General features: G+C 65.6%; 10 protein-coding genes and 1 tRNA gene. 2 read left to right on the top strand and 9 right to left on the bottom strand.

The window, feature by feature from the left end; all coding sequences use genetic code 11:
* Positions 1–31: 31 nt before the first annotated feature.
* The 8 genes from epsE to I4X03_RS06040 form a co-directional block, all read right to left on the bottom strand.
* Positions 32–829 (bottom strand): polysaccharide export protein EpsE, encoded by a 798-nt coding sequence (gene epsE / locus I4X03_RS06075; RefSeq protein ID WP_223467134.1) that lies wholly within the window; start codon positions 827–829, stop codon positions 32–34.
* A 42-nt stretch (positions 830–871) separates the two neighbouring features.
* Positions 872–1,840: an EpsD family peptidyl-prolyl cis-trans isomerase gene (locus I4X03_RS06070; protein ID WP_223467132.1), complete on the bottom strand. Its 969-nt coding sequence runs from the start codon at positions 1,838–1,840 to the stop codon at positions 872–874.
* Between the two features lie 136 nt (positions 1,841–1,976).
* Positions 1,977–2,942: a GDP-L-fucose synthase gene (fcl, locus tag I4X03_RS06065; RefSeq protein ID WP_229428084.1), complete on the bottom strand. Its 966-nt coding sequence runs from the start codon at positions 2,940–2,942 to the stop codon at positions 1,977–1,979.
* 3 nt (positions 2,943–2,945) lie between these two features.
* Positions 2,946–4,061, bottom strand: coding sequence for a GDP-mannose 4,6-dehydratase (gene gmd, locus I4X03_RS06060; protein ID WP_223467131.1), 1,116 nt, complete (start codon positions 4,059–4,061; stop codon positions 2,946–2,948).
* 189 nt (positions 4,062–4,250) lie between these two features.
* Positions 4,251–5,633, bottom strand: a complete 1,383-nt coding sequence (locus I4X03_RS06055; protein ID WP_223467130.1) for an undecaprenyl-phosphate glucose phosphotransferase — start codon at positions 5,631–5,633, stop codon at positions 4,251–4,253.
* Between the two features lie 2 nt (positions 5,634–5,635).
* Positions 5,636–6,877 carry an XrtB/PEP-CTERM-associated polysaccharide biosynthesis outer membrane protein EpsL gene (gene epsL, locus I4X03_RS06050; RefSeq protein WP_223467129.1) on the bottom strand — a complete coding sequence of 414 codons (1,242 nt, stop codon included), beginning with the start codon at positions 6,875–6,877 and terminating at the stop codon, positions 5,636–5,638.
* A 38-nt stretch (positions 6,878–6,915) separates the two neighbouring features.
* Complete coding sequence (locus tag I4X03_RS06045; protein WP_223467128.1) at positions 6,916–7,650, bottom strand: CAAX prenyl protease-related protein; 735 nt, start codon at positions 7,648–7,650, stop codon at positions 6,916–6,918.
* Positions 7,651–7,679: 29 nt separating this feature from the next.
* Positions 7,680–9,584, bottom strand: coding sequence for an ATP-binding cassette domain-containing protein (locus I4X03_RS06040; RefSeq protein WP_223467127.1), 1,905 nt, complete (start codon positions 9,582–9,584; stop codon positions 7,680–7,682).
* A 177-nt stretch (positions 9,585–9,761) separates the two neighbouring features.
* Between I4X03_RS06040 and I4X03_RS06035 the strand changes: the two genes are divergently transcribed.
* Positions 9,762–9,836, top strand: a tRNA-Arg gene (locus tag I4X03_RS06035).
* Between the two features lies 1 nt (position 9,837).
* Here I4X03_RS06035 and I4X03_RS06030 read toward each other — a convergent pair.
* Positions 9,838–11,943, bottom strand: coding sequence for a putative bifunctional diguanylate cyclase/phosphodiesterase (locus tag I4X03_RS06030; protein WP_223467126.1), 2,106 nt, complete (start codon positions 11,941–11,943; stop codon positions 9,838–9,840).
* A gap of 239 nt (positions 11,944–12,182) precedes the next feature.
* Here I4X03_RS06030 and I4X03_RS06025 point away from each other — a divergent pair, with 239 nt between their 5' ends.
* Positions 12,183–14,066 carry a hybrid sensor histidine kinase/response regulator gene (locus I4X03_RS06025; protein WP_223467123.1) on the top strand — a complete coding sequence of 628 codons (1,884 nt, stop codon included), beginning with the start codon at positions 12,183–12,185 and terminating at the stop codon, positions 14,064–14,066.
* The last annotated feature ends 23 nt before the right edge of the window (positions 14,067–14,089 follow it).

The raw sequence follows: 14,089 nt of genomic DNA, 5'->3' as shown, positions 1-14,089 counted from the left end.
CCCCTCGTTGCGCTGCTCTACAGGAGAAAGCTTAGAACCAGCTTTCCTTGACCGTGATCACATCGTCGACCTGCACCAGGTCGTCGTGCTTCGCCTGGATCATGACCGGCTTGCCGCTGGCATCCTTGCGGGTGATCCTGATGCCGCGGTCGGTGCCGCGCTGGGTCAGGCCGCCGCCGGCCGACAGCGCCTGCAGCACGGTCATCGAACGCTCGACCCTGAACGCGCCCGGGCGCTGGACTTCGCCGACGATGTAGAAGCGCGGCGCCCGTTCGACGTAGATCACGTCGCCGCCGGACACCTCCATGTTCTGGTCGAGCTGGCCCGAACGCACCATCTGCACGATGTCGATGGTTTCCCTGCTGACGGCGCCGTTGCGGTTGCGCACCAGGCTGATCGAATCGCCGCCGTCTGCCGCCATGCCGCCGGCCAGCGCCAGCAGGTCGAGCACGCTGCGCTTGCCTTCGACCGGATAGCGGCCCGGACGGTTCACATGGCCCAGCACCGCCACCTGCTGGCTTTGCAGGGTGGTGACGATCATGTTGACCTGGGCCTTCTTCAGGTAGCCGCCCTTCTCGAGCATTCCGGCGATTTTCCTTTCGGCGGCGGCGACCGACAGGCCGCCGATGTCCACCTGGCCGACCAGCGGGAAGGTGATGGTGCCCGCTTCGCTGATGCGCGTCTCGAGCGCCAGGTCAGGGTTGCCGTAGACCGACAGCTTGACCACGTCGCCCGCGCCCAGCGGGGTTTCGGCGGCGTCCGCGGCGCCCGCCATTCCCATGCCCGCTACCAGGGCGCCTGCCATCAACCAGTGTACGAGTCGTTTCATGATGTGCCCTCTTCCGTGGAGTTAAGGTTGCTCAATTGACGTTTACTTCAGTCCGGCGACACCGCGCTCGAGTGCCGCCTTGTCGGCCGCGTCGCCGCCTGCCGCGGTCGCGGCCGGCAATGCCGGCGGCGCCGCCGGCGCCGCCGCATCCGGCGCCAGGTCCTTGTTCAGGTACGCGATTTTGGCAGTCGAGCGCAGGCGCGCCAGTTCGGCATCGGCGGCCTCCTTGTTCTTTTTGTTGATCAGGAATTGTTCGATCTGCTGGGCGGCGACATCGACGCTGACCGGCGCTTCGCGCACCTCGGCAATCGATACCAGCAGGCTGCGCTCGCCTTCGCGCACGGCGAAGATCTGGCCGTTCTGCATCGACATCAGTTTGGCCGACAGCTCCGGCGGCATGTCGGCGGTGCTACGGGTCACCCGGTTGCGCGCGTACTTGACGTTGTTGGCGTCAAACCAGGCCGCCATCTCTTCCAGCGACCTGGACGCTTCGGCGGCCTTCCGCGCTTCCGGCGTCAGGTCGCGCGTGGCGATCACCAGCTGCTGCATGTCGAAGGCCTTGCGCTTGCTGAAGAATTCCGGGTGCGCGGCGAAATAGGCTTCCACTTCCGCGCGGGTCGGCCTGGCCTGCGTGCCGATGTGTTTCTGCATGTAGGCCTGGGCGATGATCAGCGCCTTGGCGCGTTCGATCGCCTGCATGACTTTCGGATCGCGGTCGAGCTTTTCCTTCTCGGCCTCGTGCTGCAACAGCTGGCGGTCGACCAGCACGCGCACCAGCTGCTTGCTGGCGGCCTGCTGCTGCGCCGGTGCGATGTTGGCGCGCTGCAGCTCTTCGTTCAGCTGCATCGTGGTGATCTCTTCACCGTTGACGCTGGCGATCGCCTGGCCGGGCTTGCTGGCCCCGGTCTGCTTGTCGCCGCAGCCGCTCAGCGCGGCAGCGGCGAGGATCGCAACGATCAACGGGGCGGCGCCCAGTGCGCGCCGTGGTGTCGGTGGGGTCTGGTAGTTCATCGGATCGCCATGTCAGTGTTGTTAAAGAGAATTCCTCGTATTTTTTGCCGTCAATCAGGTGTTACTGAATCAACAATACGCTTTACAACGACACGCTCGGGAAGACCCGCTCAGCCCCCCCTTCTTCACTCAGACATCACCGCGCCGGCTGGGTTTCCAGGAAAGCGCGGTAGGCGCTGTCGAGGCCGTCGGCAAGCGTGGTACGCGCGGTCCAGCCGAGCGTGCGCAGCTTCGAGACGTCCAGCAGCTTGCGCGGCGTGCCGTCGGGTTTGCTCGCGTCGAACACGATGTTGCCGCCATAACCGACCACCTTGCCCACCAGCCTGGCCAGCTCGGCGATGGTGACGTCCTGGCCGGTGCCGACGTTGATGTGCGAATGCATTGGATCGGTGTTGTTGCCGTAGGTCTCGCGGTCGAGCTGCATCACGTACACGCTGGCCGCGGCCATGTCGTCGACGTAGAGGAACTCGCGCATCGGCCGGCCGCTGCCCCAGATCACCACTTCGGCCGCATTACCCACCTTGGCCTCGTGGAAGCGCCGGATCAGCGCCGGAATCACGTGGCTGTTTTCCGGGTGGTAGTTGTCGCCCGGGCCGTACAGGTTGGTCGGCATCACGCTGCGGTAATCGGTGCCGTATTGGCGGTTGTAGCTTTCGCACAGTTTGATGCCGGCGATCTTGGCCATCGCATACGGCTCGTTGGTCGGCTCCAGCGCTCCGCTCATCAGGTACTCTTCGCGGATCGGCTGCTCGGCCATGCGCGGATAGATGCACGACGAACCAAGGAACAGCAATTTCCCAACGCCGCTCTTCCAGGCTTCATGGACCACATTCGCCTGCACCATCATGTTGTCGTAAATAAATTCCGCCGGATAGGTATTGTTGGCATGGATGCCGCCGACCTTGGCCGCGGCCAGGTAGACCTGGTCGATTTTCTCGCTGCGGAAGAATGCGCGGACCTGGGCCTGGTCGGTCAGCTCCAGCTCCTTATGGCTGCGCGTGACGATGTTGCTCAAGCCCTGGCCCCGAAGGACGCGGACGATGGCCGAACCGACCAGGCCGTTATGGCCGGCGACGAAAATGCGTGGTTGCTCGATATTCAAAACTCACTCCAGAGAAATTGCTACGTTATATCCATGCGACTTCAGCAGGGCATGGCGGCGCGCCTTGTCGAGGTCATGCGCCACCATCTCCTGCACCATTTCTTCAAACGTGATGCGCGGCACCCAGCCGAGCTTGTCGCGCGCCCGGCTCGGGTCGCCCAGCAAGGTCTCGACCTCGGTCGGACGGAAATACTGCGGGTCGATCGCGACGATGGTCTGGCCGACCCGGGCGCCCCTGGCGCGCTCGCCGCGGATGGCCGCGATGGTGCCGGTTTCGCCGCTGCCATGGCCGTGCCATGCGATGTCGATGCCGAGCTCGCGCGCGGCCACCTCGACGAAGTGGCGCACCGAATACTGGCGCCCGGTCGCGATGACGAAGTCTTCCGGCTGGTCTTGCTGCAGCATCAGCCACTGCATTTCGACGTAGTCGCGCGCATGGCCCCAGTCGCGCAGCGCGTCCATGTTACCAAGGAATAGCTTCGGCTCCAGCCCGAGCGCGATATTGGCCAGCGCGCGGGTGATCTTGCGGGTGACGAAGGTTTCGCCGCGGCGCGGCGATTCGTGGTTGAACAGGATGCCGTTGCAGGCATACATGCCGTACGCCTCGCGGTAATTGACGGTGATCCAGTAGGCGTACAGCTTGGCCACCGCATACGGGCTGCGCGGGTAGAACGGGGTGCCCTCGCGCTGCGGGGTTTCCTGCACCAGCCCGTACAGCTCGGAGGTCGAGGCCTGGTAGAAGCGGGTGGTCTTTTCCATCTTCAGGAACCGGATCGCCTCGAGCAGGCGCAGGGTGCCGATGCCGTCGACGTCGGCGGTGTACTCGGGCGACTCGAACGACACCGCCACATGACTCATGGCGCCCAGGTTGTAGACCTCGTCCGGCTGCACCTCGTGCAGGATGCGGGTCAGGTTGGAGGTATCGGAGAGGTCGCCGTAATGCAGGAAGAAGTGGGGGTTCGGCGCGTGCGGGTCCTGGTAGATATGGTCGATGCGGTCGGTATTGAACAGCGACGAGCGGCGCTTGATGCCGTGCACCTCGTAGCCCTTGGCCAGCAGCAGCTCGGCGAGGTAGGAACCGTCCTGGCCGGTGACCCCGGTAATCAGCGCTTTTTTCATGATGATCCCACCCCTTCTTGTCTGCCGTGATGACAACATGCTACGCCGTTCGGGCGTTATTGAAAACATGGCAATTTTCAGGACATTCTAACGGCTGGAAAACCAAATTCAACCGCGCCGCCAATCGAGCGGCGACGGCTTAAGCAGGGTAAAAGGATGCGCCGGTTGATGGAACTTTTGCTGCATTGATCAGTGCGCGTTCTCGCGCGTCAGCACCACCTTGACCGTCTTCAGGATGATCCACAGGTCCAGCCACAGCGACCAGCTGCGCAGGTAGTCGAGGTCGTACTGGATGCGCGCCTCCATCTTTTCGAGCACCTCGGTTTCGCCGCGCATGCCGTTGACCTGGGCCCAGCCGGTGATGCCCGGCTTGACCTTGTGGCGCAGCATGTAGCCCTTGATCAGTTTGCGGTACAGCTCGTTGTGCGCCACCGCGTGCGGGCGCGGCCCGACGATGCTCATGCGTCCCTGCAGCACGTTGACGAACTGCGGCAGCTCGTCGAGGGAACTGCGGCGCAGGAATGCGCCGATCGGCGTGAGCCGCGCGTCGTTTTTGCGCGCCTGCACGATGGTACCGCCGTCGTCGGTCACCGTCATCGAGCGGAACTTGTAGACGATGATTTCTTCACCGTACAAGCCGTAGCGGCGCTGGCGAAAAATCACTGGCCCCTTCGAGCTGAGCTTGACGGCGGCGGCGATCAGCGCCATCAGGGGCAGCAGCAACAGCAAGATGGCGCTGCCGAACACGATGTCGCTGGTGCGCTTGACCATGCTGTTGACGCCCATGAACGGGCTCTCGCAAATTGCCACCACCGGCATCCCGCCGACATTGTCGAAGCGCGCCTGCATCAGGTCGAACACATACACGTCCGGCAGGAAATAGACCGAGGCGGTGGTGTCCTGCAGCTCGGCGAACAGCGTGCGGATGCGCGGCTGCGCCGAAATCGGCTGGCTGATGAAAATCATCTTGATGTTGTGGCGCCGCACGTAAGCGGCGATGTCCTCCATCTTGCCCAGCATCGGATGGCGCAAGGCCTCCGGATGGCGATCGCTGGCGCGGTCGTCGAAAAAACCGCGCACTTCCATGAACAGGTTGGGCTGGCGCGCGCAGTTGCCGGCAAACTTGAGCCCGGTGCTATTGGCGCCCACCACCACCACCGAGCGCACCCCGCCCTTCCTGCCCGGCCCGATCGACGAGCGCCGCACCGCCAGGTGGCTGGCCAGCAGGATCAGCGGCGTGGCGACGAACCAGGCGAGGATGACGCGCTCTTCAAAATAATACGACAGTCCGCTGGCCGAGCCGAGGAACAGCAGCACGCCGATCGTCACCACCCAGCCGAGCACGGTATCGCGCACATACGCGCCGATGCGCCCGCGCCGCCACGGCTTGTACGGGTCGACATGCTGGTACACGGCCGATGAAATAAAGAACGCCAGCACCATCAGCACCAGCGAGTAGCCATTGAACGGCTCCCGGTACAGCAGCGTCGCGGCGTACAGCGTGCCCATGATGATCAGCGGGTCGAGGACCCGCTGGAAGAAAGAGATCAGCGGGATGTCATTGACGGTCATGCTCAGAACTGGGCGTTGGCGACCAGCGACACGGTGTTCGCCTTGAACTTGCCGAGGCCGAGGAACGGCGAGCCGCTGCGCCGCTGGTGCGCCAGCGCAGCGGTGAGCGCGAGGCTGCGGCGCGGGGTCCAGGTGGCCGCCAGCGAAGCTTGCTTGAGCGAGTCGTCCAGGTCTTGCGCGCCGCTCAGCGGCACGCGCGCGTTGTAGGCGCGCTGTTCGTAGCTGGCGTTGGCCTCGACCCGGACCTTGGCGCGCGCGTCCCAGGTGGCGCCGATGCTGGCGCCGCGGTTCAGGCTGTAGCTGATGACATTGCTCTCGACCGCCGAGAACTCGCGCCATGCCGCCGCCGTGTAGCGCATCTTGCCGCGCGGCTGGTGGCTGGCCGTGATGCGGCCGTTGAAGCCGCTGGCGTCGCGCTCGGAGCGCGCCCTGTATGTTCGCCTGGCGTGGCCGGCCAGCACCTGCACCGTGCTGCTGCCGCTGGCGATCCAGTGGATGCGCGCCTTCAGCTCGTCCTGCGTGAAACGCTCGTCCAGCGCCAGCCCGCCGAACACGCGGCGGTTGTCGTATTCGCCCTTGATCCTGCGCGCCACCAGGCCGACCGTGCTGCCGCTGCGTGGCAGGTAGTCGGCGCCCACTTCGACCGCATCCTCGGCGCGGTTGTTGAAGCGCTGCGCCAGCAGCTCGTACTGGTACGTGTCATGCGAGGCGGCGGTACGCGCGCGCCAGCTCGGATGGAAGCGCCAGGCGCCATCGAAAAACTGGCGGCGGTGCTCGCGCAGGTTGCGCTCGTTGCTGCGGAAGTCGGTGTACGGCGCCAGCGTCTGCAGGTAGTGGGCGCCCAGCACGCCGTCGAAGCGATTGCCCAGCTGCCAGTTCCAGCGCGCCTGCAGGTCCTTGCCATCGTAGTCGAGCTGGTCGAAGTGGTCGAATTCGACCTTGGTGATCTTGGCCTGCGCGACAATGTTCTGGCGGCCGTAGGTCTTGTTGAAGACCAGCCCGGCATGGGCCTGGCGTGCCGAATCGCTGCGCCGGCCCTCGAAGCCGGGCTGCCCGTCCGGCAGGCGGAACAGGTTATCGTCATGAAAGTAGCCCAGCCCGGCCATCACGTCGAGACCCTCGTCGCCGGGGGCCGCGGAGGCGGCGGGGATGCTGCAGACGGCGCCGATCAGCAAGGCGATCCGGCAGGCGCGGGGCGCACCGGCGCCCAGGCAAGTCTTGAAAGGATTCAGCATAGCGGCCATGTGTCGATGGTTGTGCCGCCGAACCCTCGGATTACCTATTACCAATAAGTCCAGTTACCGGTATAGACGATCCAAACGCCCAGCAGGCCATTGGTTAAAGCATGGGCCAGGATCGGCGACCACAAGGTGCGATGTCGAATATACAAGGCACTGAACGCGACGCCCGCGACGATTCCGGCCAGCCAGAGATTGTGTTCAAAGCCGAACAATAAAGTTGTGACAACAAACGCTTTCAGGCTCACTGCCGCGGGTTCGACCTTCTCAAAATCCGCGTCATCGATCCAGCGCATCAGGAACGAGCGCCAGAATAATTCTTCCATCACCGGCACCACCAGCGCCGCGCCAAAGACGCGCACCGCCACCATCATCCAGTCGACCCGGCCATCGGTGGTCGGGTTGAAACCGTCGGGCGATCCGATCAGCATCCAGTCGGCATTCAGGCTCACCCACAGCACCAGCACCGCCACGCCGGTAATCAAGGCGGCGACGGCGGCGCCACGACCCAGCTTGGCATGGCGCAATTCGGTGTAGTGGCGGCGGAACAGGAACAGCATCAGCATGACGGCGCTGATTTTGACGGCGTAGACCCATCTCAAGTCGTGCGCATTCCAGCCGAAACGGCCGAGCAGGTCGACGACCAGGATGAAACCGATATAGGTGAGGAACGGCAGGATGCGCGCCCAGGCGGCGCGGCTGAACATCGGCACGTCGTCGGCGGGCCCGCCGTCCGGGGCGGCGGCGGACACCGGCGGCGTCTGGTCTTTCTCTTGCATGGCGCTCCCTCGTGCCGGGTTACAAGCCGTTACCCATTGGTGCGCGCCTCGATCTCCTCCCAGCGCTCGAGCGCCACCAGCAGCTGCGCGTCGATTTCGGCGAAGCGCGCGTTGATGCGGCGCGCGTCGGCCGGATTGGTCTTGTAGAAGTCCGGTGCGTTCAGCTGCAAGGTGATCTGGCTCTGCTCGTCCTCGAGGCTGGCGATCAGCAGCGGCAGCTCTTCCAGCTCGCGCTGTTCCTTGTAGCTCAACTTTACTTTTTTCGCAACTGGCGCCTCAACCGTGCCGGCCGCCGCCGCTGGCTTGACGGCCGCCTTGGCCGTCGCCGGCGCCGGCATCTTTTCCTTCACGCGCTCCCAGTCGGTGTAGCCGCCGACGAACTCGCGCCAGCGGCCCTCGCCTTCGGCGACGATCACCTGGGTGACCACGTTGTCGAGGAAGGTGCGGTCGTGGCTGACCAGGAACACGGTGCCGGTATAGTCTTCCAGCAATTCTTCCAGCAGCTCCAGGGTATCGATGTCGAGGTCGTTGGTCGGTTCATCGAGCACCAGGCAGTTGGCCGGCTTGGCGAACAGGCGCGCCAGCAGCAGGCGGTTGCGTTCGCCGCCGGACAGCGACTTGACCGGCGAGCGCGCGCGTTCCGGCGCGAACAGGAAGTCGTTCAGGTAGCTCATCACATGCTTCTTGGCGCCGTTGATCTCGACCCAGTCGCTGCCCGGCGCGATGGTTTCCATCAGGTTCGCTTCCTCGTTGAGCTGGGCGCGCATCTGGTCGAAGTACGCCACCTGCAGCTTGGTGCCGAGCTTGACCTTGCCGCTGTCGGCCGCCTCTTCGCCCAGGATCATCTTCAGCAAGGTGGTCTTGCCGGCGCCGTTGGCGCCGATCAGGCCGACCTTGTCGCCGCGCAGGATGGTGCCGCTGAAGTCGCTGACGATGACCTTGTCGCCGTAGCGCTTGTTGACGTTTTCCAGCTCGGCCACGATCTTGCCCGAGCGGTCGCCGGCGGTGACGGCCAGCGTGACCTGGCCCTGCTGTTCGCGGCGCGCCGCGCGCTGCAGGCGCAGCGCTTCGAGGCGGCGCACGCGCCCTTCGTCACGCACCCGGCGCGCCTTGACGCCCTTGCGGATCCATACTTCTTCCTGCGCAAGGAACTTGTCGAACTTGGCCGCTTCAACCTCTTCGATCTCCAGCTGTTCGGCCTTGCGGGTCTGGTAGGCCGAGAAATTGCCCGGGTACGACAGCAGCTTGCCGCGGTCCAGTTCGATGATGCGGGTGGCGACGTTGTCGAGGAAGCTGCGGTCGTGGGTGATGAACAGCACCGAGCCCTTGAAGTCGCGCAGCAGCCCTTCGAGCCACATGATGGACTTGAAGTCGAGGTGGTTGGTCGGCTCGTCGAGCAGCAGCACGTCGGGCGCCGACACCAGCGCCACCGCCAGCGCCACGCGCTTTTGCATACCGCCCGACAAGGTGCCCATCAGCGAGGCGCCGGCCAGGTTCAGGCGGTCGAGCGTGGTGTCGACCTTGTTCTGCATGCTCCAGCCATCGGTCGCGTCGAGCTTGACCTGGAGGTCGTGCATGCGGTCCATCAGCGCCTCGTCGTCGCCCTGGCCGAACTGGCCGGTCAGCTGTTCGTATTCGGCCAGCAGGGCGGCCTGCTCGCCCATGCCGGCGGCCACCGCGTCGAACACCGACATGGCCGGGTCGAACGTCGGTTCCTGCTCGACATAGGCGATTTTGATGCCTTGCTGCATCACCAGCAGGCCATCGTCGAGCTTGAACTTGCCCGAGATGACTTTCAGCAGCGAGGACTTGCCGGTGCCGTTACGGCCGATCAGACCCACGCGCTCCGTGGTTTCAAGGGAAAATTCCGCGTGATCGAGCAGCGCGACGTGGCCGAACGCAAGTTGCGCCGACGAGAGGGAGATGACAGCCATGACTAATTTACCGGTACGAGGCCATGCTGGGAATGCACGGCCGAAATGAAAGAAACACGCATTGTACCGATAGATCGGGCCAGCCATTCTATTTGTCGCCCGTCCTCGGCTATAATTGCGCTCGATTCACGACACCGGCAACGCCAGCGCGGCGCCGATCGCCGAATCCAGAGCGTCCTCCCCGTAGCACAATGGATAGTGCACATGCCTCCTAAGCGTGGGATACTGGTTCGATTCCAGTCGGGGGGACCAGTCAATGCGCGGCATGCAACATGCCGGCGAAGCGCGCCCCATCCAGCGCGCCTGAAAACAGCCTGCCCTGGGCATAGTCGCAGCCCGCCGCGGCCAGCACGGCCTTCTGCTCATGCGTTTCGACCCCTGCCGCGATCACCCGCAGCCCCAGCGCATGCGCCATGGCGATGATCGCCCTGACCATTGCGGCCTTGGCGCCATCGGCGCCGCGCACCAGCGCCGGGTCGAGCTTCAGGCTGTCGAGCGCGATCCTGGTCAGGCCGGTGACCGATGCACAGCCGGCGCCGAAATCGTCGACGCACACCCGCACGCCCGCGCGCGCCAGCTGTTCCAGCTTACGACGGGCGCCCGGCGCATCGCTCAGCAAGACCGCCTCGCGCAGTTCCAGCGTCACCGGCACGGCGGCTGCGGCCAGCCGCTCGATGACGGCTTGCCAGTGGCCGTCGGCCGGTTTCCCGGCCAGGCCCGATGCCGACTTGTTGACACTGACAAAAATCGGCGCCGCGCCGCGCTGCGGCCAGCCGCGCGCCGCCGCCAGCGCCTCGTTCAGCACCCACTCGTCGATCTCGCCGGCCAGCCCGGCTTCCTCGGCCAGGTCGACAAAGTCGGCCGCCGCGATCAGCCGGCCCGACGGATGCTGCCAGCGCAGCTGCGCCTCGGCGCCGACGATCGCGTTGTCGGCCAGCGCGACGATCGGCTGGAAGTACACCCGCAGCTGATGGCGCGCCAGCGCGGTGCGCAACTCGCCGAGCATGGCCATGCGCGCCTGCGCGCTCTCGCGCATCGCGGCGGTAAAGAACGCGAAGTGGCCGCGCCCGCCGTTCTTGACCTGGTACATGGCCTGGTCGGCGCGCCGGATCAGCTCTGCCGCGTTGGCGGCGTCCTGCGGAAACACGGCGATGCCGATGCTGCCCGAAATGGCGACCTCCTTGCCGGCGATCGCAAACGGCCGGCGCAGTTCATCGAGGATGTGGCCGGCGAGGATGTCGACGTGCTGCATGTGGCGCACCTCGGTGATCAGGACCGTGAACTCGTCGCCGCCCAGGCGCGCCACGGTATCGGAGTCGCGGATGCACGCGCCGATCCGCGCGGCCGCCTCGCACAGCAGGGCGTCGCCCGCGTCATGCCCGTGCAGGTCGTTGACGTCCTTGAAGCCGTCCAGGTCGATGAACAGCAGCGCGAACGGCAGGCCGATCCGGGCCGAGCGCTTGATCTCTTGCTCGAGCCGGTCGAAGAACAGGCTGCGGTTGGGCAGCCGGGTCAGCTGGTCGAAATGGGCGCGGCGCTTGCTTTCCGCTTCGCTGGCGATGCGCTCGGTCACATCGCGCGCCGTGCCGGCCACCGCCTCGACCTCGCCGTGCGTGTCCAGCACCGGCACCAGCAGGTATTCGTAGGTCACGCGCTGGGCCGCGCGGGCGATCGTCAGTTCGCCGCGGCGCGTGCCCTTGTCCAGCACCGCCTGGCGCACGTCGTCGTTCAGCGCGGCCTGGTCGGCGCCGGCGCACTCGCCGAAGCGCTTGCCGCGCAGCGCGCTCGGCGCCATGCCGTACAGGCTGGCGACGGCCGCGTTCGCATAAATCAGGCGCGCCTCGCGGTCGAGGATGAAACTCAGGTCAGGCGACGAGGACAGCAGGGTTTCAAACAGCCGCGTACTGCGCTCCTTGTCCTCGGAGAAACCGACCAGCGATTCGCTCAGGGCCTGGTCGATCGCCTCGTTAAAGCGCACCAGGTCGCTGAAGGCGGCGCCGCTGCGGGTGGCCGCCGACTCGGTCCACAGCCGCAGGATGCTGGCGCGCAGCGCGCGGAACTCCGCCATCGCGTCATGCACCGTCACGCCTTCCAGCAAGCGCGCCGAGCCGTGCTGCTCGGCCTCGCTGGCCTGGCGCGCACGCGGCGCCCGGCCCCTGGCCTTGAGCGCCTGCTGTTCGCCGGTCTGCGGCTGCAACAGGTCGGCCTCGATGGCGGCGAGGATGCCGAGAATGTGGTCGCGCAGCACCTCGTCGGTGAAACTCTGCGCCGACGCCAGCTCGCGCGCGAACGCCACCCACTCGTCGACGATCGCCGCGGTGTGGTTGCGGATGAACTCAGCAAGGGAAGATGGTTCCATGGCGGCCAGCGCTGATGATCGCGATGCGCCCTATGATGCCCCTGCCACGCGCCGCGCACAAGCGAGCCGGGCCTTGTTGGCCGGCGCCCGGCACCGCTGCGCCGGACGGGCGCGCCAACCGGCAGTTTCGCTATATAATTGCTAAATAGTTACCAACGGAAATTGTTGTCAATTTCGTCCAAGGCTGGTTCCCGCCCTGTCCGGAGCCGGCTGCATCGCATGACGACCATAAGCGGACAATGACGAACCAAATCCCTTCCCTGACCCTCGACGAGCGCCAGCGTTTGCTGCTCTCGGGCATCCGCGATTACGCCATTTACCTGCTCGACGCCGAAGGCCGGGTCAGTTCCTGGAACGCCGGCGCCGAGCGCTTCAAGGGCTACCTGGCCGATGAGATCGTCGGCCAGCATTTCTCGCGCTTCCACACGCCGGAAGACCAGGCCCGGGGCGTCCCCGCCGCCGCGCTGCTGACCGCGCGCCATGAAGGCAAGTTCGAGTGCGAAGGCTGGCGCGTGCGCAAGGACGGTTCGCGGTTCTGGGCCAGCGTCGTCATCGACCCGGTGTTCGACGGCGTCGAACTGCTCGGCTTTGCCAAGATCACCCGCGACATCACCGATAAGAAAGCTGCGCGCGACGCCCTGCACGCCAGCGAACAGCATTTCCGCCTGCTGGTTCAGGGCGTGGTCGACTACGCGATCTATATGCTGTCGCCCGGCGGCGAGGTGTCGAACTGGAACGCCGGCGCCGAACGCATCAAAGGTTACCGCGCCAGCGAGGTGGTCGGCTCGCATTTCTCCCGCTTCTATACCGAGCCGGACCGGCAGGATGGCATGCCGCAAAAGGCGCTCGCCACCGCCGAGCGCGACGGCAAATACGAGTCCGAAGGCTGGCGCGTGCGCAAGGACGGCTCGCGCTTCTGGGCCCATGTCGTGGTCGACCCGATCCGCGACGACAGCGGCACCCTGCTCGGTTTTGCCAAGATCACCCGCGACGTCACCGAGCAGCGCCAGGCCGCGCAGTCGCTCGAGCAGACCCGCGCCGCGCTGTTCCAGTCGCAGAAGATGGAAGCGATCGGCCAGCTCACCGGCGGCATCGCGCACGATTTCAACAACCTGTTGTCGGTGGTCTCCAGCGGCCTCGAGATCATCAAGGTCCAGGCCCACGCGATCGACGCGCGGGTGCTCGACAGCATGAACCGCGCGATCGAGCGCGGCGCCTCGCTGACCCAGCAGTTGCTGGCGTTCGCGCGCCAGCAGCCGCTGGCGCCGGCCACCTACAACGTCAACCGCCTGATCGAGGGCTTTGAAGGCGTGCTGCGGCGCGCGGTCCACTCCTCGGTGGTGTTCGAGATGGCGCTGGCGAGCGACCTGCGCACCACCTGCATCGATGAGGCGCGCTTTGAAACGGCGATCCTCAACCTGGTGGTCAACGCGCGCGACGCGATGCCGGACGGCGGGCGGCTGCTGGTGCAGACCCGCAACGTGGTGCTTGACGGCCACGCACGGCTGGCGCCCGGCGCCTACGTCGAAGTCACCGTCAGCGACACCGGCACCGGCATGTCTGCCGACGTGGCAACGCGGGTGTTCGAACCGTTCTTCACCACCAAGGCGATCGGCAAGGGCACCGGGCTGGGCCTGGCCCAGGTGCATGGATTCATTGTCCAGTCCGGCGGCGACATCGCCGTCGAGAGCACCCCCGGCCAGGGCGCCACCTTCCGCATCCTGCTGCTTGCCAGCGACGAGCCCGATGGTGATTGCCCGCCGAATGCCGATGGCCGCGAGAAAGTGCTGATCGTCGAGGACGAGCCGGACCTGGCGCAGCTGGCGGCGACGCTATTCGACAGCCTCGGTTACGACGTGCTGGTGGCCAACAACGGCAGGGACGCGCTGGCCCTGCTCGAACGCAATGTCGATGTCGACGTGGTGTTCAGCGACGTGATGATGCCGCACATGTCAGGGATCGAGCTGGCGCGCATCGTGCGGCGCGATTATCCGAACGCGCGCATCGTGCTGGCCTCGGGCTATCCGATGCCGGCGCTGCGCCAGCAGCAGGGCGACATCGACGAATTCGCGTTCGTTTCCAAGCCCTACCGGCTGTCGGAGATCCTCAAGCGCCTGCGCTAGCGGCAGCGGCTCGAAGGGCGCGT

Origin of the sequence: Massilia soli (assembly GCF_016809835.1) — a bacterium.
Classification (GTDB): Bacteria; Pseudomonadota; Gammaproteobacteria; order Burkholderiales; family Burkholderiaceae_D; genus Telluria_A; species Telluria_A soli.
Note: the sequence above shows the minus strand (reverse complement) of the source record. Positions and strands in the feature narration are given on the sequence as shown.

Bases quoted from the DNA above. Each gene is read 5' to 3' on its own strand.
- I4X03_RS06045 (WP_223467128.1), bottom strand. From the start codon at position 7,650: ATGCAAGAGAAAGACCAGACGCCGCCGGTGTCCGCCGCCGCCCCGGAC.
- gmd (WP_223467131.1), bottom strand. From the start codon at position 4,061: ATGAAAAAAGCGCTGATTACCGGGGTCACCGGCCAGGACGGTTCCTAC.
- I4X03_RS06055 (WP_223467130.1), bottom strand. From the start codon at position 5,633: ATGACCGTCAATGACATCCCGCTGATCTCTTTCTTCCAGCGGGTCCTC.
- epsL (WP_223467129.1), bottom strand. From the start codon at position 6,877: ATGGCCGCTATGCTGAATCCTTTCAAGACTTGCCTGGGCGCCGGTGCG.
- I4X03_RS06025 (WP_223467123.1), top strand. From the start codon at position 12,183: ATGACGAACCAAATCCCTTCCCTGACCCTCGACGAGCGCCAGCGTTTG.
- I4X03_RS06030 (WP_223467126.1), bottom strand. From the start codon at position 11,943: ATGGAACCATCTTCCCTTGCTGAGTTCATCCGCAACCACACCGCGGCG.
- I4X03_RS06040 (WP_223467127.1), bottom strand. From the start codon at position 9,584: ATGGCTGTCATCTCCCTCTCGTCGGCGCAACTTGCGTTCGGCCACGTC.
- I4X03_RS06070 (WP_223467132.1), bottom strand. From the start codon at position 1,840: ATGAACTACCAGACCCCACCGACACCACGGCGCGCACTGGGCGCCGCC.
- epsE (WP_223467134.1), bottom strand. From the start codon at position 829: ATGAAACGACTCGTACACTGGTTGATGGCAGGCGCCCTGGTAGCGGGC.